Annotated in this window: 17 protein-coding genes and 1 pseudogene; 6 read left to right on the forward strand and 12 right to left on the reverse strand. The window is 70.7% G+C overall.

The features are described from left to right. Positions 1 to 152: 152 nt before the first annotated feature. Positions 153 to 1,184, reverse strand: coding sequence for a GlxA family transcriptional regulator (locus tag MSPGM_RS18825; RefSeq protein ID WP_261925872.1), 1,032 nt, complete (start codon positions 1,182 to 1,184; stop codon positions 153 to 155). Between the two features lie 436 nt (positions 1,185 to 1,620). On the opposite strand from MSPGM_RS18825, the gene MSPGM_RS18830 reads away from it, so the two are divergent. The 6 genes from MSPGM_RS18830 to MSPGM_RS18855 all read left to right on the forward strand — a co-directional run bounded on the left by MSPGM_RS18830 (position 1,621) and on the right by MSPGM_RS18855 (position 8,918). Next, on the forward strand, positions 1,621 to 2,874 hold the full coding sequence (locus MSPGM_RS18830; protein WP_003606582.1) for a sarcosine oxidase subunit beta family protein: 1,254 nt from the start codon (positions 1,621 to 1,623) through the stop codon (positions 2,872 to 2,874). A 19-nt stretch (positions 2,875 to 2,893) separates the two neighbouring features. After that, positions 2,894 to 3,190: a sarcosine oxidase subunit delta gene (locus tag MSPGM_RS18835; RefSeq protein ID WP_056112777.1), complete on the forward strand. Its 297-nt coding sequence runs from the start codon at positions 2,894 to 2,896 to the stop codon at positions 3,188 to 3,190. Between the two features lies 1 nt (position 3,191). Beyond that, a complete protein-coding gene (locus MSPGM_RS18840; RefSeq protein ID WP_261925873.1) occupies positions 3,192 to 6,179 on the forward strand; it encodes a sarcosine oxidase subunit alpha family protein in 2,988 nt (995 codons plus the stop codon). Further along, entirely contained in the window at positions 6,172 to 6,762 is a 591-nt protein-coding gene (locus MSPGM_RS18845; RefSeq protein ID WP_015857260.1) for a sarcosine oxidase subunit gamma, read from the forward strand. Before MSPGM_RS18840 ends, MSPGM_RS18845 begins: the two co-directional genes overlap by 8 nt. 142 nt (positions 6,763 to 6,904) lie before the next feature. Further along, positions 6,905 to 8,266 carry an L-serine ammonia-lyase gene (locus MSPGM_RS18850; RefSeq protein WP_003607062.1) on the forward strand — a complete coding sequence of 454 codons (1,362 nt, stop codon included), beginning with the start codon at positions 6,905 to 6,907 and terminating at the stop codon, positions 8,264 to 8,266. Between the two features lie 496 nt (positions 8,267 to 8,762). Continuing rightward, positions 8,763 to 8,918: a hypothetical protein gene (locus MSPGM_RS18855; protein WP_261925874.1), complete on the forward strand. Its 156-nt coding sequence runs from the start codon at positions 8,763 to 8,765 to the stop codon at positions 8,916 to 8,918. Positions 8,919 to 9,221: 303 nt separating this feature from the next. On the opposite strand, the gene MSPGM_RS18860 is transcribed toward MSPGM_RS18855, so the two are convergent. The 11 genes and pseudogenes from MSPGM_RS18860 to MSPGM_RS18910 form a co-directional block, all read right to left on the reverse strand. Then, the gene (locus MSPGM_RS18860; RefSeq protein WP_261925875.1) at positions 9,222 to 9,731 is read right to left on the reverse strand and encodes a prolyl-tRNA synthetase associated domain-containing protein; all 510 of its coding nucleotides are present in this window, start codon (positions 9,729 to 9,731) and stop codon (positions 9,222 to 9,224) included. Between the two features lie 13 nt (positions 9,732 to 9,744). Beyond that, positions 9,745 to 10,539, reverse strand: a complete 795-nt coding sequence (locus MSPGM_RS18865; protein WP_261925876.1) for an electron transfer flavoprotein subunit beta — start codon at positions 10,537 to 10,539, stop codon at positions 9,745 to 9,747. Then, positions 10,536 to 11,755, reverse strand: a pseudogene (locus MSPGM_RS18870) (electron transfer flavoprotein subunit alpha/FixB family protein). The gene MSPGM_RS18865 and the pseudogene MSPGM_RS18870 overlap by 4 nt, the downstream one beginning before the upstream one ends. Next, on the reverse strand, positions 11,752 to 13,653 hold the full coding sequence (locus MSPGM_RS18875) for a (Fe-S)-binding protein (RefSeq protein ID WP_238508395.1): 1,902 nt from the start codon (positions 13,651 to 13,653) through the stop codon (positions 11,752 to 11,754). Before MSPGM_RS18875 ends, MSPGM_RS18870 begins: the two are co-directional and overlap by 4 nt. Before the next feature lie 264 nt (positions 13,654 to 13,917). Then, a complete protein-coding gene (locus tag MSPGM_RS18880; RefSeq protein ID WP_261925877.1) occupies positions 13,918 to 15,960 on the reverse strand; it encodes an NADH:flavin oxidoreductase in 2,043 nt (680 codons plus the stop codon). Positions 15,961 to 16,022: 62 nt separating this feature from the next. Continuing rightward, positions 16,023 to 17,150, reverse strand: a complete 1,128-nt coding sequence (locus MSPGM_RS18885; RefSeq protein ID WP_261925878.1) for a hybrid-cluster NAD(P)-dependent oxidoreductase — start codon at positions 17,148 to 17,150, stop codon at positions 16,023 to 16,025. Positions 17,151 to 17,153: 3 nt separating this feature from the next. After that, complete coding sequence (locus MSPGM_RS18890; protein WP_003605821.1) at positions 17,154 to 18,413, reverse strand: aromatic ring-hydroxylating oxygenase subunit alpha; 1,260 nt, start codon at positions 18,411 to 18,413, stop codon at positions 17,154 to 17,156. 124 nt (positions 18,414 to 18,537) lie between these two features. Next, the gene (locus MSPGM_RS18895) at positions 18,538 to 19,344 is read right to left on the reverse strand and encodes an inositol monophosphatase family protein (RefSeq protein ID WP_261925879.1); all 807 of its coding nucleotides are present in this window, start codon (positions 19,342 to 19,344) and stop codon (positions 18,538 to 18,540) included. Between the two features lie 3 nt (positions 19,345 to 19,347). Beyond that, positions 19,348 to 20,283 (reverse strand): phosphotransferase, encoded by a 936-nt coding sequence (locus MSPGM_RS18900; RefSeq protein ID WP_015952000.1) that lies wholly within the window; start codon positions 20,281 to 20,283, stop codon positions 19,348 to 19,350. A gap of 222 nt (positions 20,284 to 20,505) precedes the next feature. Beyond that, complete coding sequence (locus MSPGM_RS18905; RefSeq protein WP_261925880.1) at positions 20,506 to 21,486, reverse strand: aminoglycoside phosphotransferase family protein; 981 nt, start codon at positions 21,484 to 21,486, stop codon at positions 20,506 to 20,508. Beyond that, complete coding sequence (locus tag MSPGM_RS18910; RefSeq protein WP_261926412.1) at positions 21,483 to 22,775, reverse strand: Zn-dependent hydrolase; 1,293 nt, start codon at positions 22,773 to 22,775, stop codon at positions 21,483 to 21,485. Before MSPGM_RS18910 ends, MSPGM_RS18905 begins: the two co-directional genes overlap by 4 nt. Positions 22,776 to 22,790: the final 15 nt, after the last annotated feature.

Genomic DNA, 22,790 nt, shown 5'->3' on the forward strand with positions numbered 1-22,790 from the left:
CGGCGTTTTCGTTTTTCAGGTCTAGCGGCCCTACCGAGATCCAATCTCGTCGAAATCTGCATCGGCACGCAGCATTGAAAGCTCAGCGGGGCGCCGAATGATCCGGCGCCCCGCTGAGCTTTGATCAGGTGAGGTGGATTGGCCGCGGCGGCTCAGGCGCGCACGCTGCCTTGCGTCTGCACCAGCTTCCGCTCCGCGCTCGGCGGCTGGCCGAAGCAGTCGAGATAGGCCTTCGAGAAGTGCGAGGCCGAGGTGAAGCCGGACTCGAACGCGACCGAAAGTAGGGGCATCGCCGTCTGGCGGATCAGGTTGCGGGCGTGTTCCAGGCGGATGCGCAGGTAATGCTTGGCCGGTGAGCGGCCGAGATACTTCAGGAACAGCCGTTCGAGCTGGCGGGTCGAGAGTTGCACCGCGTCGGCGAGTTCCTGGCTGCCGAGCGGCTCGGCGAGGGAGGTTTCCATCAGCCCCACCACCCGCAGCAGTTTCGGGTGCGAGACCCCGAGGCGCATGCGCAGGTCCATCCGCTGGCGTTCGCCGGATTCGCGGATGCGGTGGTGGATGAGCTGGTCGGCGACCTCCGAGGCCACGCTCGGCCCGTGGTCGCGCACGATCAGCGACAACATCATGTCGGCCGCTGCGGTGCCGCCGGCGCAGGTAAAGCGGTTGCGGTCGATCTCGAACAGGTCCGAGCCGATCTCCAGCCCGTCATGCTCCGAGACGAGGCCCGGCAGGTTCTCCCAGTGGATCGTCGCCCGGTAGCCGTCGAGGAGGCCGGCCTTGGCCAGCACGTAGGTGCCCGTGCAGACCGCACCGATCGCCGCCCCGCGGGCGCTGCATCGGCGCAGGGCCGAATGGAGGGCGCGGTGATCCGGATGCTGGATGTCGATGCCGCCGCACACGACCAGCATGTCGAAGTCCTGCGCATCGCAGAAGCGGCCCGCGACCTTGACCTCGATCCCGTTCGAGGCGGTGCACTTGGTGCCGTCCTCCGACCACAGCGAGAAGCGGTAGAGATCGCGGCCGACCGCGCGGTTGGCGAGCCGCAGGGGCTCGATCGCCGAGGAGAAGGCGATCATCGAGAAGCGATCGACCAGCATGAAACCGACGGAGATGGCTCTCCCGGTCACGGCCTCGCTCGCCGCAGCAACACCTGCCGGGCATGTGGCCCCGGCTGCGATCGTCATTTCCATCCCGACCACCGTTTGTCGGCCTGTGCCGCGGCTTGGTGGGCAAGTCGCGTGCCGCGGCGATCCTTGTGCCGGCGGGGGAGCGATTCGGGGTCGCTCCGGCTGTACCCGGCACGGTCGATCGGACGCGGCACCTCCGCAGAGACGACGCCCACACCGGAACTTAATCTCCGATCGGCCGGCGAAGGCAACAGAATAATTCTTGTTTGCCCCTCGGATCACCGCCGCGTGATCGGGCAGGCCATCCGGTCTGCCGGTCGAACGGCCGCGCGAAACAGACCGCCGAACAGCCCGATCGAAGCCGCGCGGCGGCGTTTCGGCGGGACGGGCCGGGAAATCGATCGAGGTCGGGAATCCCAAACTCGCGGTCGCCGTCGATCAAGCCCCACCGCGGGGCGCGGACCATGATCGCTCAACACCGCGAGGTCGACCGATGCGCCGCTTCTCCCTCACGTCGCTGCTCTCCGAATCCCTGCGGGGCCATACCGGCTGGGGCCGCCAGTGGCGTGCCCCCGAGCCCAAGCCCCGCTACGACGTCGTCATCGTCGGCGGCGGCGGACATGGCCTCGCGACCGCCTATTATCTCGCCACCGTGCACGGCATCACCAACGTGGCGGTGCTGGAGAAGGGCTGGATCGGCGGCGGCAATACCGGCCGCAACACCACGATCATCCGCTCCAACTACCTCTACGACGAGAGCGCGGCGATGTACGAGCACGCGCTCAAGCTCTGGGAGGGGCTCAGCCAGGAGCTGAACTACAACATCATGTTCTCCCAGCGCGGCGTGTTGATGCTCGCGCACAACATCCACGACGTTCAGAGCTTCAAGCGCCACGTCTACGCCAACCGCCTCAACGGCATCGACAACGAGTGGCTCTCGAAGGAAGAGTGCAAGGAATTCTGCCCGCCGCTCGATATCTCGGGGAGCCTACGCTACCCCGTGCTCGGCGGCGCGCTCCAGCGCCGGGCCGGCACCGCCCGCCACGACGCCGTAGCCTGGGGCTATGCCCGCGGCGCCGACAACCGCGGCGTCGATATCATCCAGAATTGTGAGGTCACCGGCATCCGCCGCGATGCCTCCGGCGCGGCGGTGGGCGTCGAGACGACCCGCGGCTTCATCGGCGCCGGCCGGATCGGCGTGGTCGCCGCCGGCCACACCTCGACCCTGATGTCGATGGCCGGCGTGTCGATGCCGCTGGAGAGCTACCCGCTCCAGGCCCTGGTCTCCGAGCCGGTCAAGCCGTGCTTCCCCTGCGTGGTGATGTCGAACGCGGTCCACGCCTACCTGTCGCAATCCGACAAGGGCGAGTTGGTGATCGGTGCGGGCACCGACCAGTACACCTCCTACAGCCAGCAGGGTGGCCTCCACATCACCACTCACACGCTCGACGCGATCTGCGAACTGTTTCCGCAATTCACCCGGATGCGGATGCTGCGCTCCTGGGGCGGCATCGTCGACGTGACGCCGGATCGCTCGCCGATCATTGGCAAGACCCCGGTGCCGAACCTGTTCGTCAATTGCGGCTGGGGCACCGGCGGCTTCAAGGCGACCCCGGGCTCGGGCCACGTCTTCGCCCACACGCTCGCGACCGGCACGCCGCACGCGATCAACGCGCCCTTCACCCTGGACCGGTTCCGCACCGGGCGCCTCATCGACGAGGCCGCCGCCGCGGCCGTCGCGCACTGATCCGTCGGGAGCCAGACCCATGCTGCTGATCGCCTGCCCCCATTGCGGCAAACGGCCCGAGACCGAGTTCCGGTGCGGCGGCCAAGCCCATATCGCGCGGCCCACCGACCCGATGACCGTCGATGACGGCGCCTGGAGCGAGCACCTGTTCGTGCGCGCCAACCCCAAGGGCGTGCATGCCGAGCGCTGGTGCCACGTTCACGGCTGCGGGCGCTGGTTCAACGCACTGCGCGACACGATCAGCGACCGCTTCGTCGAGACCTATCCGATGGGGGCGAAGCCCACCCAATCCACCAAGAGCGAGACGAGGGCGTGAGATGGCACAGCCGTTCAGATTGTCCCGCGGCGGACGCATCGACCGCACCCGCCCCATCGTCTTCGAGTTCAACGGCAAGCCGGTCCACGGATTCGCCGGCGACACCGTCGCCTCGGCACTGCTGGCCAACGGCATCCACCTCGTCGGGCGCTCGTTCAAGTACCACCGCCCCCGCGGCATCCTGAGCCACGGCCCCGACGAGCCGAGCGCGCTGCTGTCGGTCGATCGCGGGCCCGGCCGGATCGATCCGAACAACCGCGCCTCCGTGATCGAGGCGCGCTCGGGCCTGCGCACGACCTCGCAGAACCATTGGCCGTCGCTCGAATTCGACGTCGGCGCGGTCAACGACCTCCTCTCGCCGGTCTTCGTGGCGGGCTTCTACTACAAGACTTTCATGTGGCCCCGGAAGTTCTGGGACCGGGTCTACGAGCCGTTCATCCGCGCCGCCGCCGGTCTCGGCAAGGCGCCGACGGTGGCCGATCCCGACCGCTACGCCAACCGCCACGCCCATTGCGACGTGCTGATCGTCGGCGCCGGCCCGGCGGGTCTGTCCGCCGCGCTCGCCGCGGCGCGCACCGGCAAGCGGGTGATCCTGGCCGACGAGGGCGCGGAGCCCGGCGGCACGCTCCTGCACGACACGACCTCGCAGATCGACGGACGCCCCGCGGCGGATTGGCTCGCCGAAACGCTGGCCGAGCTCGATGCCCGCGAGAACGTCATCCTGCTGCCCCGCACCACCGCCTTCGGCTATTACAACCACAACCACGTGGCGATGACCGAGCGCGTCACCGACCACCTATCCTCCGCCGCGGGCCAAGCGCCCCGCGAGCGCCTGTGGCAGGTGCGGGCGGAGCAGGTCGTGCTCGCTGGCGGCTCCCACGAGCGCCCCCTCGTCTTCGCCGACAACGACCGGCCGGGCATCCTGCTCGCCGAGAGCGTGCGGGTCTTCCTCAACCGTTACGGCGTGGCGCCGGGCCGCAAGCTCGTCTTCGCCACGAGCGGCGCCTCCGCCTACCAAGCCGCGCTCGATGCGCGTGCGGCGGGCCTCGACGTCACTCTCGTCGATCTGCGTCTGGAAGCGGATTGCGGACCGGAGCTGGCACGCCTGCGCAGCGCCGGAGTCGAAGTGTTGACCGGCCACACCGTGGTCGGATCGAAGGGCCGGAAGCGCGTCACGGGTCTCATCGTGGCGCCTGTCGGGAGCGACGGCCGGTGCGGCGGCCGTCGCATTCTCGCTTGCGACTGCGTCGGCATGTCCGGCGGCTGGACGCCCGCCGTCCACCTGTTCTCGCAGTCCCGCGGCAAGCTCGCCTACGATGAGGGCATCGATGCCTTCGTGCCGAGCCGCTCGGCGCAAGAAGAGCGCTCGGCGGGCGCGGCCCGCGGCAGCTACGACCTCGCCGCCTGCCTCGCGGACGGCTTCGCCGCCGGTGCCGCCGCGGCGGGTTCCGACGCACGGCAGGACTTCAGGGCGACGGAGACACTGACCGGTTTCCAGCCAGTGCGGATCATGCCCACCGACGCGAACCCGACCAAGGTCCGCGCCTTCGTCGATTACCAGAACGACGTCACCGCCAAGGACATCAAGCTCGCGGTGCGCGAGGGCTTCCAATCGATCGAGCACGTCAAGCGCTACACCACGACCGGGATGGCAACCGACCAGGGCAAGACCTCGAACATGAACGCGCTCGGCATCGTCGCCGGGCAGCTCGACAAGGCGCTGCCCGCCGTCGGCACCACGACCTTCCGGCCGCCCTATACCCCGGTGACCTTCGGTGCGCTGGTGGGCCCCGCCCGCCACGCCCTGTTCGATCCGATCCGCACCACGCCGATCCACGAATGGGCCGAGGCCCACGGCGCCCTGTTCGAGAACGTCGCCCTGTGGCGGCGCGCCTGGTACTTCCCGAAGGCCGGCGAGGACCTGCACGCGGCGGTCGCCCGCGAGTGCAAGGCGGTGCGCGAGGGCGTCGGCATCTTCGACGCCTCGACGCTCGGCAAGATCGAGATCGTCGGCCGGGATGCGGCCGAGTTCATGAACCGCCTCTACATCAACCCCTGGACCAAGCTCGCGCCGGGCCGCTGCCGCTACGGGCTGATGCTCAAGGAGGACGGCTACATCCTCGACGACGGCGTCGTCGCCCGCGTCTCGGACACCTGCTTCCACGTCACCACCACGACCGGCGGCGCGGCGCGGGTGCTCGGCCACATGGAGGACTACCTCCAGACCGAGTGGCCGGAGCTCGAAGTGTTCCTGACCTCGACCACCGAGCAATGGGCGGTGATCGCGCTCCAGGGCCCGAAGGCCCGCGCCGTGATCGCGCCGCTCGTCGACGGCATCGACCTCTCGCCGGACGCTTTTCCGCACATGGCGATGCGCTCAGGGACGATCTGCGGCGTGCCGACCCGGCTGTTCCGGGTGTCGTTCACCGGTGAACTCGGCTTCGAGATCAACGTGCCCGCCGACCACGCCCGCGCGGTCTGGGAGGCGGTGTTCGAGGCGGGCCGGGCCCACGGCATCACGCCCTACGGCACCGAGACGATGCACGTGCTGCGCGCCGAGAAGGGCTACATCATCGTCGGCCAGGAGACCGACGGCACGGTGACCCCGGACGATGTCGGCATGGCCGGCATGATCCCGAAGGCCAAGGGGGACTTCGTCGGCAAGCGCTCGCTAGCGCGCCCCGACGTGGTCGCCACCGGCCGCAAGCAGCTCGTCGGCCTCATGACCGACGATCCCAAGCTCGTCCTCGACGAGGGCGCGCAGATCGTCACCGATACCCATCAGCCGATCCCGATGCGCATGCTCGGCCACGTCACGTCGAGCTACTGGAGCGCCAATTGCGGCCGCTCCATCGCGCTGGCCCTGGTCGAGGGCGGACGCGAGCGGATGAACGGCCATCTCTTCGTCACCACGCCGGACGGGTTCACCCGCGTCACCGTCTGCGAACCGGTCTTCTTCGACGTCCAGGGGGAGCGCATCAATGCTTGAGACCCGCTACCGCGCCGCCCGCGCCCTGCCGCTCGGCGCTCTGTCCCGCTCTGCCCCCGCCGGCTCGGGCGTCTCGGTCCGGCCCGCGGGCGCCGAGGCGCGCTTCTCCCTGCGGGCGCGGCTCGCCGCCGGCACCGCGCCGAAGCTCGCCGGGCTCGCGCTCGATGCGCCGATCAACACGGTCGGCACCGACGGCGAGGTCTGGCTCGCCCGCCTCGGGCCCGACGAGTGGCTCGTCGGCGGTCCCGAGGCCGATGCCGACCTGCTCCAGGGCCGCATCCACGAGGCGCTCGCCGGGCTGCCCCACTCGCTGGTCGACGTCTCGCACCGCAATGTCGGCATCGACGTCTCGGGCCGGCAGGCCGCGGCGGTGCTCAATGCCGGCTGCCCGCTCGACCTGTCCGAGACCGCCTTCCCGCCGGGCAGCGCCACCCGCACCCTGCTCGGCAAGGCCGAGATAGTGCTGATCCGCGCCACCGCCGCACCGCTCTACCGCGTCGAGTGCTGGCGCTCGTTCTCGACCTACGTCCACGGCTTCCTCAATGAGGCCGTCTTCGGGGTCGAAGGGTCCGCCGCGCATTGATGCAGGATTGATACACGTTGGCGGCGAGCCCATCTCGTCCTTATGGCTCCCGCGCGGCCCCGGCACCCTGCCATGACGCGCATCTCCCCCGAACTTGCATCCATGTCGGGGAGAGCCGCCTTTTGAGAGAGCAACGGACCCGATGATCAGCACCTTCGATCTGTTCAAGATCGGGATCGGTCCGTCGAGCTCCCACACCGTCGGGCCGATGATCGCCGGGCGCCGGTTCCGCGAGACCGTACTCGCCCGCGGCGGCATCACCCGGGTGAGCGCCGAGATCTACGGCTCGCTCGCCTGGACCGGGCGCGGCCACGGCACCGACGTGGCGATCCTGCTCGGGCTCATGGGCCACGCGCCCTCCACCATCGACCCGGATCGGACGGCGCCGCTCGCCGATGAACTGCGCCGCACCGGCGATCTCGGCATTCCCGGCGTCCATTTCGAGCCCGAGCGCGACCTCGTCTTCAACTTCAAGGACATCCTGCCGCTGCACACCAACGGCATGCGCTTTCGCGCCTACGATGCCGGGGATGCGCTGATCGAGGACCAGATCTTCTACTCGGTCGGCGGCGGCTTCGTCGTCACCGCCGCGGAGGCGGAAGCCGCCGCGGCGGGTCATGCGGAGTGCGTGCCGCCCCCGCTCGCCTTCGGCAGCGGGCGCGAACTCCTCGACCTGACCCTGCGCACCGGGCTGACGATCCCGCAGATCCAGCTCGCCAACGAGCTGACCCTGCGCCCGCGCGAAGAGATCGATGCCGGCCTCGACGCGATCCGCGACGCGATGTTCGCCTGCATCGAGCGCGGCCTGCGCATGGACGGCGAGTTGCCCGGCGGCCTGCGGGTGCGGCGGCGCGCCAAGCGGCTCTACGAGTCGCTGGAGGCGACGAAGCTCGCCAACAGCCGCCCGGCCCACGAGATCATGGATTGGATCAGCCTCTACGCGCTCGCCGTCAACGAGGAGAACGCCTCGGGCGGCCGGGTGGTGACGGCACCGACCAACGGCGCGGCCGGCATCGTCCCGGCGGTGCTGCGCTACACCCGCGACTTCTGCCCCGATTGGAGCGACGAGCGCGGGCGCGAGTTCCTGCTCACCGCCGCCGCCATCGGCGGGCTGATCAAGGCCCGCGCCTCGATCTCGGGCGCGGAGGTCGGCTGCCAGGGCGAGGTCGGCTCGGCCGCGGCGATGGCGGCGGCGGGGCTCACCGCCGCGCTCGGCGGCTCGGCCTTCCAGATCGAGAACGCCGCCGAGATCGCCATGGAGCACCATCTCGGCATGACTTGCGACCCGATCGCCGGCCTCGTCCAAGTGCCCTGCATCGAGCGCAACGCTTTTGGCGCCAACAAGGCGGTGGTGGCGGCCTCGCTGTCGCTGCGCGGCGACGGCCAGCACCGGGTGAGCCTCGACGAGGTGATCGAGACCATGCGCCAGACCGGCCACGACATGCAGGCCAAGTACAAGGAAACCTCGCTCGGGGGGCTCGCCGTCAACGTCGCCGCCTGCTGAGGCATCGCGCCCGCCATCGCGAGTGGGGCCGGCCGGCATGGGGCGCGTGCCTTACGGCACGCCGCAGCGGCGCGCGCGGCGCCCCTCCGCTGCACGAAGCGCCGATCGGACCCGTGTCGGCCCTTTCCCGATCACACCGGCACCGACCGATCCCGCAACCCCTCTTCCGGCCCCGGAAGAGGGGTTTTTTGCGTCGATTCCGCTCTCCGGCAGGGCGGCGCGCCGCCGGCAACGCTCGGCCAGACGGGCGGCTTCATGCAAAACAGGTGAGCAATTCGCTAAATTTTGGGCCTTCCTGCTCAATGCATGCGCATGGAGCAAGTCTGCTCCCAAGCTTCCGCGCTCCTCCGGGGACAGAGGAAGGATCATACGAGTTCCGACGCGGGCCGTCCTCGTCTTGATCAACGACGGCGCGATCGAGGCTCATCTCATGTTCGGCAAGGTTTTCGAAAGTGTTCGCGCCCGGCTCCGCGTTCGGGCGGATGAAGAGGCTCTGATGGACCTCAGCGATGCGGCTCTGGCCGATATCGGGCTGAGCCGGGCCGCGTTGCCGGGTCTGCGCTCCCGCATCGAGCCGGCTCCGCTCGAGGCGAAGGCCAGCGAGACGCTGTTCCTGTCCTTCGCCTTCCCGATGGCCATCCAGCGCGCCTGAGCGCCGGTTTGCCGTGACCGATCGAATGTCTCTCACGACGCCCGCTGCGCCGTCAGCGCGGAAGCGGGGACAATCCGCGACCGGGCATCGTGTGAGGCACTTTTGCGCGACCCCACCCGCGCCCTCATCCTGAGGTGCTCGCGCCAGCGAGCCTCGAAGGAGAGTTCCAGTGATCGCCGTGCTCTCTGGAGCCCTCCTTCGAGGCCTCCGCTTTGCTCCGGCACCTCAGGATGAGGGCGCGGACGGGAAGAGAACACGGCCTGCGTTTGCTGCCATCGCACATCGAACAGGCTCTGACGGCCTTCAGGCCGCCGCGCTCTCCGGCAGGGCGACCGCCGTGGGCTCGTACCCCTCGGCCCGCAGAACCTCCACGAGATCGGCCGGGACGAGCGAGAGCGTGCGGGTGCTGACGAGCGGATGGATGTTGACCCGCGTCTCCGCCAGCAGGCTGTCCTGAAGGAACACCCGCACGCTGCCCGGCGCAGCGTTGAGCGCTGCCAGCGGCGACACGGCCCCGCTCTCGACCCCGAGCTGTTCGCGCAAGACATCTGGGCTCGCGAAGGACAGGCCGCCGCGGGCACCGAGCACGGCGCGGAACGCCTTCAGATCGACCTGCGCGTCATGCTGGAGCGTGACGAGGAAGTAGGTCTTCTTCCCGTCGCGCAGAAACAGGTTCTTGGTGTGGGCGCCGGCGATGTCGCCGCAGATCGCCATCATCGCCTCGACGGTGAGCACGGCTTCGTGCTCGTAGAGCTTGTAGGCGATGCCGCGCTCGCGCAGCCGCGTCAGCAGGTCGTCCGGGCTCAGGGGCATCGTTTCGCTTTCCTCAGGTCTTCGGTTCCGCCGGCGGGGCGAGCACGCCGATCTGCCGGAGATAGGCCAGGATCTCGCGGGCGGCGTCCTCGGGATCGGGCTCGACCAGGAGCCGGCCGCTCGCGGCCGAGCCACCCTCGCCGGTGGCCGCCTTCAGCCGTTCCGCCGCCGAGCCGCCCGCGGGCGCGCCCTTCACGATCTTGGGCCGGCGGCGATAGGGCCGCTCCTCCACTGCCAAGGCGAGAGCCGGAAGTGATGCCGGCGCGACGGCCAGCGCCTCGACGCGCCCGCGGCGGGCGCGGCCATAGGCGTAGGCAAGGGGGGCGGGGGCGTCCGGATGGCAGGTGACGACGACCGGCCCCCACACCACCACCCGGCGCAGGGCGCCCCGCCCGAGGCTCTGATCGAGGCGCAGGGCGCCCTCCGCGTCGGGCGCCGCCGCGACCACGTCGGATACGAGGGGTCGCGAGAGGGCGCGGGCCAAGGCGTAGGGCACGAGGCCGCTCTCCTCGCCGCCCTGGCTGCGCCGTCCGGCCAGGATCAGGTCGGGGGCAATCTCGGCGAGCCGCGCGGCGAGCGCGGGCACCGGGTCGTCGCCGGCCGCGATCCGGATGTGCTCGATCCGGGGCAAGCCCTGGCCCAGCGCCTCGGCGAGGGCGGCGGCATCCGGCCCGGCATGCAGGCCGAAGGTCTCGGACCCTGCGCCGAGCCCGGCAGCCATGCGGATCGCCTGCGCTTCGAGCCGCGGCAGCACGGACGCCCCGGAGACCGGATGCAGCCCGGCGGAGAGAAGGACCACGATTCTCATGACGCCTTCCCCGACCCGGCGGCCTCTTCCGCCAGCAGCCGCAGCAGGGCCGGCATCACGGCTTGCGCGTCCTGCACCACGGCAAGGCCGGCCCGCTCGATCATCGCCGCGTGGAGATCGGTGTTGACCGCCACCACATGCTCGCAGCCGGCCACACCCTGGAGGTGCTGCGGCGCGCCGGAGATGCCGAGCGCGAAGTAGCAGGTCGCCGCGAGCACCGTGCCCGAGGCGCCGACCTGGGTGTGGCGCGGCATCAGCCCGGAATCGCACAGCACGCGGCTGGCGCCGGGTGTCGCGTGCAGCGCACTCACCACCTGGCGGAAGGTGTCGAGATCGGAGAGGCCGTTGCCGGCCGACACCACGAACTCGGCGAGCGAGAGCGGCACCGTCGCGGGATCGGCCGGGATGCGTGTCGCCGAGACGATGTGTTTCGGGGTTTCCAGCGCGGACCCTTCGTAGGGTAGGGCGCGCGCCTCCCGCGGCGGGCCGGCATAGTCGGCGACCGCGTCCGGTGCCACGGTGGCGAGGCGGGGCGGAGCGAGGCTCTGCTCGACCCGGCGGCCCGGGCCGGGCGGACCAGACCCTTGGCGGCCACCACCTCGGCATTGGTGAACAGCGCCTCACCGAGACCCACCGCGACGCGGCGGGCGAGATCGCCGCCATCGAGCGATTCCGGGAACAGGACGTGGCGTGCCCCGACGCCTGCGAGCGCGGCCTCGATGCGGGCGGCCCGGCCTGCCGGGTCGTAGCCCTCCGCGCGCTCGAGCCGGAGCATCCGGTCGGCACCGGCCGCACCCAGCCCCTCGCACTCCCCTTCCACGATGACCGCGACGGCGCCCTCACGCCCGGCGAGCGCGCGCGCCGCGCCGATCACCTGCCGGTCATGGCTGGAGAGGCGGCCGCCGGGGGCGTCTGGCACCACCGCGACGAGGAAGGCGAGCGTCTCGACAATGATCGTCTTCGGCGCCTCCGCCGCGGGTGCGGTCCGGGGCGTAGCTGTGACAGCCTCGCCGACAGTGCGGCCGATCTGGCTGAGATCGTAGCGCGCCCGCGCAAGGCCCCCGATTCGCTGCGCCGCGCGCTCGGCCCGCGGGTCGCGGCGGGGCCGGCCGGAGCCGGTCGCACGATGGGCGCGGTCGTAGCGCGGGCGGGGGCCCTCGCCGGCGACGACGCTCGCCGCCCGCTCGGCCCGTGGGTCTCGGCGCGGGCGGCTCATCGGCCCGCCTCCACCGCCTGGAGCAGGAGTTCGGCCACGTCGCGGATCTCCGCCTTGCGGTCGGTCACGCCTTCCAGCATCGCCGTGCAGGAGGGGCAGGCGACGGCGACGATCCCGGCGCCGGTCTCGGCCGCCTGGGCCATGCGGATGTCGGGGATACGCCGCTCGCCCGGCACGTCGCTCACCGGCGCGCCGCCGCCGCCGCCGCAGCACATCGCCCGGCGCCCGGACCGGGTCATCTCACGGCGGGTGACGCCGATCGCGTCGAGCACCGCGCGGGGCGCCTCGGTCTCCCCGTTGTAGCGGGCGAGGTAGCAGGGGTCGTGATAGGTGACCGAGAGGTCGGGCAGACGGCCCGGATTGAGCTTGCCCGCCCGGATCAGCTCCAGCAGGAGGGCGGTGTGGTGGGTCACGGTGTAGTGGCCACCGAAGGCCGGGTACTCGTTGCGCAGGACATGCAGCGCGTGCGGGTCGGCGGTGACGATCCGCTTGAAGCGGTATTGGCCCAGCGTCGCGATGTTCTCCCGCGCCAGTGCCTGGAAGGTCGCCTCGTCGCCGAGCCGCCGGGCGAGGTCGCCGGTGTCGCGCTCCTCCGCGCCCAGCACCGCGAAATCGACTTGCGCCTCGCGCAGGAGCCGGATCAGCGCCCGCAAAGAGCGGCCATAGCGCAGGTCGTAGGCGCCCTCGCCGAGCCAGAGCAGGACATCGACCGGCTCACGCTCTGCGATCCGCGGCAGGTCGAGCCCGGCGGCGAAGTCGGTGCGCGAGGCCAGCGGGCGCCCGCCGGGATCGCCGGACTGGCGCAGCTCCGTCACCGGGACGACGGCCTTCTCGGGCAGCGCCCCGCGCTCCAGAGTCTCGTGCCGGCGCAGGGAGACCACGGCGTCGACGTGCTCGATCATCATCGGGCATTCCTCGACGCAGGCGCGGCAGGTAGTGCAGGACCACAGCGTGTCGGGATGGATGCGCGCATCCGGCCCGACCAGCCGAGCCAACGCCCCGCGCGCGCCCTCCGCCGCCCGGCCGCCGGGATAGGGATTGCCGGCATAGGCGGGCTCGGCCGGCGAGAGGCCGGCGACGAGATCCTGAATCAGTTTCTTCGGATTCAGCGGCTGGCCGGCGGCGAAGGCCGGGCAGGCGGTCTCGCAGCGCCCGCAGCTCACGCAGGCGTCGTAGGACAGGAGCCGGTTCCAGGTGAAATCGGCCGGCATCTCCGAACCGAGGCGGGGCGCGTCGAGGTCGAGCGGCTGGAGCGCGGTGTCGGGGCGGCCCTCGAACCGGCCGGGCCGGGGATGGGCGACGAGGTGGAGCGCGCCGGCCGCCGCGTGGCGCATCGGGCCGTGGCGCACCTCGAAGGCGAGGCCGAGCCCGCCGGCCGCCGCGAGGGCGAGCGCAACGGAGCCGAACAGGCCACCGCCGCCGCCGAGCGCGAGTATGAGGGCGGTGATCGTCCCGCCGACGGCGTAGGCGACGAGGAGGAACGGCAGGATCTGGAAGCGGCCGGCAGAGAGGCGCTTCGGCTTGGCCGGGTAGCGCCGGGCGCCGACGAGCAGCGAGCCGATCGCGGTCACGCCGAAGGCGAGCGCCACGAGGAACCAGTAGGGCCGGAAATCGGCCAGCGGCGGCAGGATCGCCAGCGCGGTGAGGATCGAGGCCGCGATCAGGCCGCCGGCCACGACCGCGTGCATGCGCGAGGCGTAGGCGTCGCGCGCCACGACGTGGTGGACGTCGACGAGGTAGCGCCGGGGCAGCTTGGCGAGCCCGTCGAGCCACGCCACCGGCGCGGCGGCGCCGACGCGCCAGAGGGCGGCGCGGCGCAGTCCCTGAACGAGGGCGAGCGCCGCCATCAGCCAGACGAGGCCGGGAAACACCGTGGTCAGGGGCACGAAGCTGGTCATTGACGGTGGGCCTACGGGCTTGGGCGACAGTTCCGGACGGGGCTTACGAGGACCGTACATCCCCTCTCCCCGCACGCGGGGAGAGGGTCGCGACGACCCTGTCGTCGGCGCGACGAGGCGGCAGCCGAGGGTGAGGGGGCCTGGCCGGAGGAGGCTCATCCTGAGCTGCCCCCTCACCGCCGCTCCGGCTTCGCCTCCGCTTCCCGCAGGCACGACAGGGTGCCCGCGACCCTCTCCCCGCGTGCGGGGAGAGGGGGAACCCAATCAAAGATCCTTGCACAGCCGCAGGGCATCGTAGATCGCCGCGTGGATGTTGCGGCCGGCCACCGCGTCGCCGATGCGGTAGAGCGCGTAGCCCTGCGACAGGTCGTAGGGCTGCGGCTCGCCGCGGATCAGCGCGTCCGGGTCGGTCTGGCCGTGGTTGACGGAGGCCTCCTTCAAGCCGTGGTAGAGCCTGTCCACCGGCAGCGTGCCGTGATCGACGACGATGCGGTCGACGAGGCGCTCCTCCTCGGCGTCGGTCATGGTGTTGCGCAACGCCGCGACGAAGCGGTTGCCCTCCGGATAGATCTCGATCAGCTCCAGGTTCGGGCTCATCACCACGCCGAGCTTGTAGAGTTCGCGCAGGTGGATCGGCTGGTTGGTGGTGCCGACCTCCTCCGCCACCATGCGGTCATGGGTGGCGATCTCGACGAGGCAGCCGCGCTTGGCCAGTTGCTCGGCCACCGACGCGGCGTTGTGCTGGCCCATCTCGTCGTAGAGCAGGACCGAGCCGGTGGGCTCGACCGCGCCGGCCAGCACCTCGGCGGTGGTCACCGCGTGCTGCGCGGCGCCCTTGGCGTGGCCGCGGAACGGCGTGCCGCCGGTGGCGACGATGACCACGTCGGGCTTCTCGGCGAGCACGGCCTCTTCCATCGCCTCGGTGTTGAGGCGCAGATCGACGCCGAGCTTGGTCACCTGGGCCACCAGCCAGCGGGTGATGCCCGACATCGCCTCGCGCCAGCCGGCCTTGGCCGCGATGCCGATCTGACCGCCGGCCTGCCCGCTCTTCTCGAACAGCACCACCGCGTGGCCGCGCTCGGCGCAGACGCGGGCCGCCTCCAGCCCGCCGGGGCCGGCGCCGATCACGACGACCCGGCGGCGGACATCCGCCTTGCGGATCTCGTGCGGCATCGTCGCCTCGCGGCCGGTGGCGGCGTTCTGGATGCAGAGCGCGTCGCCGCCGACATAGATCCGGTCGATGCAGTAGCCGGCGCCGACGCATTGGCGGATGTCGTCGGCCCGGCCCTCGGAGAGCTTCTTGACGAGATGCGGGTCGGCGATATGGGCGCGCGTCATCGCCACCATGTCGACATGGCCCTCCGCCACCGCGCGGGCGGCGGTGGCGATATCGGTGACGCGCTGAGCGTGGAAGACCGGCACGTCGACCTCGCGCTTGATCGCGCTCGGCAGAAACAGGAACGGCGCCACGGGGAACGACATGTTCGGCAGCGAGATCGCGTGGGCGATGTGGTCGCGCGCTTGCCCGCCGAGGATGTTGAGGAAATCCACGAGCCCACGCTTGGCATATTCGGAGGCGATGGCGACGCAATCGTCCTGGCTGAGGCCGTCGGCGATCATCTCGTCGCCGGACATGCGGATGCCGATGACGTAGTCGTCGCCCGCTTCCGCGCGCATCGCCTCCAGCACCTCGATGCCGAAGCGCATCCGGTTCTCCAGGCTGCCGCCATATTGGTCGGTGCGCTGGTTGACCGACGGCGACCAGAACTGGTCGATCAGGTGGCCGTGGGCCGCCGAGACCTCGCAGCCGTCGAGCCCGCCCTCGCGGCAACGGCGCGCGGCCTGGGCGAAGCTCTTGACGATGCGGGCGATGTCCTCCGCTTCCATCTCCTTCGGGATGGTGCGGGAGGCGGGCTCACGCCGGGGGGAGGGCGAGACGGTGGGGAGCCAGTGCTCGGTGTCCCACTTGGTGCGCCGGCCCATATGCGTGAGCTGAATCATCAGCTTGCCGCCATGCGCGTGCACCCGGTCCGAGAACTGCTGGAAGAACGGGATCACCGAGTCGTCGGCGACCGAGATCTGGTTCCAGGGTGCGGCAGGGCTGTCGACGGCAACCGAGGACGAGCCGCCGAACATGGTGAGACCGATACCGCCCTTGGCCTTCTCGGCGTGGTAGAGCTGGTAGCGCTCCTGCGGCTTGCCGTCCCGGCCGTAGCCGGGGGCGTGGCTCGTGGACATCACCCGGTTGCGGATGGTGAGGCCCTTGATGGTGAGCGGCTTCAAGAGCGCGTCGGCATTGGCGATCACGGGACGACTCCCGAAGGCGATGGGGAAAGCGTGGGGTCGCGGGCGGGGCCGAGCCCGCCCGTTCAGCGCTCGATGACGAGGTCGCTGGTGGGCTTCGAGCAGCACAAGAGCGCCATGCCGGCATCGATCTCGCGCTGACGGATGCCGCCGGCATGGGTCATGGCGACGGTGCCGGCGGTGAGCTTCGACTTGCAGGTGCCGCACAGGCCCTTGGCGCAGGAGGAGGGCAGGCGGATGCCGGCCTTGCGGGCGGCGTCGAGCACCGTCTCGTTCTCCGGACATTCGAGCACGCGGCGGGTCTTGGCGAACTCCACCCGGAAGATGCGTACGCCGCCTGCGGGCGCGGCCTCGGCGTCGAGGGACTTCTCGGCTTCCGCCGCCGCTTCCTGCTCGGCCTCCGGCAGCTCGCCGAAGTCGAAGCTCTCCTGATGGTGCCGGGCCATGTCGAACCCGGCTTGGCTCAGCATAGCCCGCACCGCGTCCATGTACGGCTTCGGGCCGCAGACGAAGACTTCGCGCTCGAGGAAGTCGGGCACGGCGTCGCGCAAGGTTTCGAGCGAGAGCCGGCCCTTCGGACCCGCCCAGGTCTCGTTGGGGGAATCGGTCTCGCAGACCGCATGGAAGTGGAAGGCGGGATCGAGCCGGGCCATCGTCTCCAGCTCTCCCCGGAACACGATGTCGGCGGGCGAGCGGGCGGAATGGACGAAGGCGACGTCGCGGGCTTCGCCCAGATCGTGGAAGCTGCGCGCCATCGACATCATCGGCGTCACGCCGCTGCCGCCGGACAGGAGCAGGTATTTTGGGGCCGGGTGGGTGAAGCAGGAGAACTCGCCCATCGGTCCGAGCGCGCGCACGGTGTCGCCGGGCTTGAGGGTGTCGTGCAGCCAGTTCGAGACCGGGCCGCCGGGCACGCGCTTGACCGTGAACGAGACCGCGTGCGGGCGGGTCGGGGCCGAGGAGATCGTGTAGCAGCGGTGGATGGTCTCGCCGCCGATCTCAAATGAGAAAGTCAGGAACTGGCCCGGGGCGTAGGCGAAAAGCCGGGGCGCCTTGGGCGCCAGCACGAAGGTCTTCACGTCGTGCGTCTCGTCGCGCACCGCGAGGCAGACCAAGGCGTCGTCGGCCTCCGCATCCCAGGGCGCGGAGGCCGCCAGCCGCCGGGCGGCCGGTTCGGAGGAGGCCGGGGCCATGGCTCAGCGCCCCAGATGCGCGGCCATGCGGCCGACATACCAGTTGCAGAACTTCTCCACGAGCATCTCGGTATGCGGCGAGTAGGGGCCGGGCTCGTAGGCCGGGCTCGCGACACCCTGCTGGCAGATGCCGACGAGTTCGCTGTCCTGATCGTTGGTGGCTTCCCAGACGCCGGTGAGGTTGGCGAGATCGTAATCGACGCCCTCGACCGCATCCTTGTGCACGAGCCACTTGGTGCGCAGCAGCGAGCGCTCGGCATCGAGCGGCAGCACCGAGAAGGTGACGATGTGGTCGCCGAGGAAATGGTGCCAGGAATTCGGCTGCGTCCAGACCGAGAGCCCACCGAGCTTGGCGCTGGTGAGGTTGCCGAGCAGCCGCTTGCAGGCGGCCTTGGTGTCGAGGGTGTGGGACTCGCCCTCGCCGTCGAGCGGCAGCCGCTCGGTGCGGAAGCCCGTGATCATGGTGTCGAGCTCGTCGATCTCCTTCGACGGCAGACCTTCCGCCTCCCACTCGCCGTGGCGGGTCTTGAGCAGGCAGCCGTAGCGCTCGGCGTTGGCGCGGTCGTGCTCGTCCATCTCCTCGGGCGCGAAGCCGAAGCCGTAGGCGAAGAGCGGCACGGTCAGCTCGGGATGGTTGGCCCCGCAATGGTAGCACTCGCGGTTGTTCTCCATCGTCAGCTTCCAGTTGCCGGGCTCGATGATGTCCTTCTGGAAGGCGACCTTGGTGTCGCGCACGTTGTGCGGCTCGATATAGGGGCCGAGCTTTGCGGCCATCTCGTCGAAATCGGCCGGGGGCTGGTCGGCGAGGCAGATGAACAGCAGGCCCGCGAGCGAGCGGATATGCACGGGCTTGAGGCCGTGGCAGCTCTTCTTGAAGTCCGGACCCATATGCTCGGCATGGATCAGGTTACCGGTGAGGTCGTAGGTCCAGGAATGGTAGCGGCAGACGAGGTTGCCGACCGTGGACTTCTCGTCATGGACGAGCCGGGCGCCGCGATGGCGGCAGACATTGTGGAAGGCGCGGATCGCGTTGTCGTCGTCGCGCACGATCGCGACCGAGGTCTTGCCGATCTCGACGACCATGACGTCGCCGGCCTCCGGCACGTCGGGCTCGACGCCGACATAGATCCAGTGGCGGCCGAAGATGATCTCCATGTCGGCCTCGAACACCTCGGGGCTGAGGTAGAACGGGGCTGCGAGGGTGTAGCCGGGGCGACGCTCGCGCAGCAGGCGCTGAAGCGGGGTCGGCGTCACATCGAGCATGGGGACCTCCCGAGCCGTATCTGGCTGTCGGGAATTATTGTTCGGCGGGGCCCCCGTCGCTTCCACCTCAGCGACATCCCCTTGGCAAACCGCGACGCGGCGAAGCCGGCGGTTTCAGGTCTCCCTACGCCCGCAGGATCGCCAAAGCCTCGGCGTGCAGGTCCGGCGTCGCCGCCGCGAGCACCCGCCCGTCGGAGGCGAGGGTGAGGTCTTCGCCGGCCCAGTCGGTGATGACCCCGCCCGCCGCGCGGATCACCGGCACCAGCGCCATGTAGTCGTAGGGTTGAAGGCCGGTCTCGGCGATCAGGTCGCAATGGCCTGATGCCAGCAGGCCGTAGGCGTAGCAATCGCCGCCGAAGCGGCGCAGGGCCGTCTTTGCGCTGAGGCGGCGGTAGCGCGCCTCGTCCGCCCCGGTGAAGCCCTCGGGCGAGGTGGTGAAGAAGCGCGCCGCGGCCAGGCTCCGGCAGGTGCTGGTGCGGGCGGGCTCGGCCCCGAACCGCGCCTGCCCCGGCAGGCCGGTCCAGCGCTCGCCCAAAGCCGGCATGTCGATCAGCCCAGCGACCGGTACGCCGCCGTCGAGGAAGGCGACCAGGGTGCCGAACAGCGGCAGGCCGGTGACGAAGCTCTTGGTGCCGTCGATCGGGTCGATCACCCAGACCGGGCCGCTACCGGGCGTGGCTCCGGGCTTCACCCCCATCTCCTCGCCGAAGATGCCATGATCGGGAAACCGCGCCTCGATCAGGCCGCGCAGGCGCACCTCGATGGCGCGGTCAGCCAACGTCACCGGGCTCTCGTCGGCCTTCGTCACGATGTCGAGCGGGGTGCGGAAATAGGCGAGCGCGATCGGGCGCGCGGCCTCGGCCAGTTCGGCGGCAAAGGCGAGGATGGTTTCCGGGGCGAGAGGGTCGGTCGCGGGCAAAGCCAAGTCCATCGCTCAGAGCGCCTTCAGGAAGAGCGGCCAGCGCGGGTCGTTCATGATCGAGCGGGCGCGCATGTGCTTCCAGATCCCGTATTTGTAGAAATCGAAGTCGAGGGTGGAGATCCGGTTCTGCACCATCGCCCAGGTCGACCACTTCACGTCGGCCAGCGCCTTGTGCACCATCAGGCGCGCGAACAGCGCCTCGTCGTAGCGGCCGAAATATTGTTCGATTAGTTCGCGATCGACGCTTTCGGGGAAGAACATCTCCCCGCTCCAGATCGCGATGTCGTAGAGCCGGTCGTTGTTGGAGGCGTACTCGAAGTCGATCAGCAGGATCGAGCCGTCCTCGCCGAGGAGGAAGTTGCCCGGCATCGGATCGTTGAAGCACGGCACGAGGTCGAGGCCCGAGGCTTCGAGCGCCGCCCGCGCCAGCCGGGTCTGGCGGGTGAGCCAGGCCTGATCCGGCGGCAGGAGCGCGCCGAGTTCGGCCGCCTGCCGGTCGTGCTCATCGATCATGTCGAACACGGTCTTGGTCAGCGGCAGGAGCGGGGCCGCGTGGAAGCGGCGATAGACGCGCATCGCCTCCGCCCGCAGGGCCGGGTCGGCGAAGTCGCGGTTGGTCGAGGGCCGGCGCCCGTCCACGAACTCGGCGATCTCGATGCCGTGGGCGTCGAGGTCGTCGAAGGTGCGGGGGCCGAGCCCGATCACCTCCGCCTGCCGGCTGGCGGCGCGGGCGGCGGCGCGGTCGATGAACATCTCGGTGCCGCGGCCCGGCATCTTGACGAAATAGGGATGCGGCTCGCCCTCGATCTCGACGCGCCAGTTGACGTTGCTGATCCCGCCGAGCACCGGGCGGTAGCGCGTCGGGCGCCCCTGCCAGCGCGGGACGGTGCGCAGGGCCGCCTCGAAGGCGTGCTCGGCCTCGGTGGCGGCATGGCCCAGAGCGATCATGGTCGTCTCCTCACAGCTCGTTCGGTCGGCGGGCCGAAACCGCAGGTCTTTGCGCGCGCAATCAGGCCCTTGCTCCGAACTTCGTCCTGAGGCGCCGAAGCAAAGCGGAGGCCTCGAAGGGGGCTCCGGGGTTCGCGCGGGAACGGGAGCCCCCTTCGAGGCCGCTTCGCGGCCCCTCAGGATGAGGGGGAAGCAACGGGATGATCGTCGTCGAGCGGGCCATCACAGTGCCCTCAGGGTTTCCTCGAAGCCTGGCCGGCCGACGAGCATCCGGCAGCGCAGGAAGCGCCACGCGGCGTATTTGCGAAATTCGAGCCCGCGGCGCGGCGAGAGCCGATCCATGGCCAGCGCGCGCAAGGCCCAGTGCAGGTCGTCGGCGGCGGCATAGGCGCGGGCGCGGTTGAACACGTCCGGACGGAAGCGACCCTCCGCCATCTCGATGCCGGCCTTCATCGGCGCCTCGAAGGCGCAGGCCTCGTTGAGGAAGGCGCCGAGCTGGTAATGGGGGTCGGTGTCGCAGGCCATGTCGAAATCGACGAGTTGCAGGGCGCCGCCAGGGCCGAACAGCAGGTTGGAGGCGTGCGGGTCGGCATGGGCCGGGCGGACATCCGTGCCGGCGGCCGTCAGCGCCGCCTCGATCGCGTCGGCCCAGTCGAACAGGAACCACGCATCGGGCGGCAGGGCGTCGGCCTCCGGCCCCAGCAGGGCGCGAAGGGTACGGATCGCGTCGAACACGTTCCAGGGCCGGCCGAAGGCTTCGCCCGCGCCGATCCGGCGGAAGGCCTCGATCACCGTGGCCATACTGTCCGGCTGCTGAAGCCTGTCGAGGGTGGCCGGGCGCCAATCCGGGCCGAGACACCGGAACAGGATCGCGCCCTGATCCGCCGCGAAATGCAGCGGTTCCGGTGCGAGGCCCAGCGCAGCGACCGTCTGCGCGCCGCGGAAGGCGGCGGCGGGATCGAGCAGGGCGGCGGCGCAGGGCTCGGAGACCTTGAGGAACAGGCTCGGTTCGGCGCCCTCGGTTTCGGCAACGTGGAACGTCGTGGATTCGACCCCGTGATAGGAGGGCGAGGCGAGGCCCGGCACCGCCACGGCGTAATGCGGCGCCTTGCCCCGAAGGTCGGGTAGCGCGGAGAAAGCCTGCGCCAGGGCGGCCTCGGCCAGCCGCTCGGGCGCGTCCTCGGGTCTGCCCAGCGCCTTCACCGGTCCCCTCCCGCAGTCTCGAGGGCGGCCATGCCCTCGGTGGTGAGGATCATCAGCATGTCGGCCAGCACCTGTGTGCCGAAGGCCTGATCCGCCGGGCTCGTGAACTCGGTCGGGTGGTGCATCACGCCGCCGCGGCAGGGCACGGCCAGCACCACCGAGGGGCAGACGGCGGAGAGGCTGACGGCGTCGTGGCCGCCGATCGTGTCGAGGTGGCGCGTCGTCGTGCCGTTGGCCGCCCCCGCGCGCTCGGCGAGCCGCACGAGCCCCGGCGCCATCGGGCCGGCGGCGCGCCGGTCGATGGCGCGCACCTCGTGACCCACCTCCGCGCGCGCGGCGGCCAGATCGACGGCCGCCTTCAGCCGGAGTTCGGCCTCCTCCAGGATCGCGGGAGAGCCGGAGCGCAGCTCGATGAACAGAACCGCCTCGCTCGGCACGGTGTTGGGCGAGTTCGGCCGCACTTCGAGCCGGCCGACGGAGGTGTGCAGGTCGAGGCCGTAATCGGCCGTCATGGCCTTGAGGTCGGCGATCAGGTAGGCGGCGCCGAGAAGTGCGTCGCGCCGCTCGGCCATCGGCGTCGGGCCGGTATGGGCCTGGCGTCCGAGGAAGGCGAGGCGGTACTTGGTGGCGCCCCAGTAGCGGGTGAAGGCGCCGAAGCGCAGGCCCTCGCGCTCGAGGATCGGCCCGCCCTCGATATGCAGCTCGATGAAGGCGTCCGGCACCGGCACGGCGTCGCTCCCGGCATAGCCGATCCGCGACAGGGCCTCGCCGACGGTGACGCCGTCGCCGTCGCTGCGGGCCAGCGCCCAGTCGAGCCCGGCGGCACCGGTGAAGACGCTGCTGCCGAGCAGGCTCGGCTGGAAGCGGGCGCCCTCCTCGTTGGTCCAGTTGGCGACCGTGAAGTTGCAGGCCGACGTCCTGCCCGCCGCTTCGAGCGCCGCGCGCACGGACAGGATGGCTTCGCAGGCGGCGAGCACGCCGAGCGTGCCGTCGAAGCGCCCGCCATTGGGCTGGCTGTCGAGATGCGAGCCGACCATCACCGTGGGCGCGCCGGGTCCGGCCAGTTCCAGACAGCCGAACTGGTTGCCGATCGCATCGACCCGCGGGGTGAAGCCGTGCGCGGAAAACCACGCGGCGAGCCAGTCGCGCGCCTGCCCGTCCTCCGGCGACAGGGTCAGGCGGGTCAGGGCGCCGTCCGGCCCGGCGCCGAAGGCCGAGACCGCCTCCATCATCGACTGGAGGCGGGCGGGGTCGATCCGCACGGGGGCGAAGGCCATCATGTCGGGCATGGATGTCATCGATGT

The sequence above is a fragment of the Methylorubrum sp. GM97 genome (assembly GCF_024347855.1).
In the GTDB taxonomy this organism is placed as follows: Bacteria; Pseudomonadota; Alphaproteobacteria; order Rhizobiales; family Beijerinckiaceae; genus Methylobacterium; species Methylobacterium extorquens.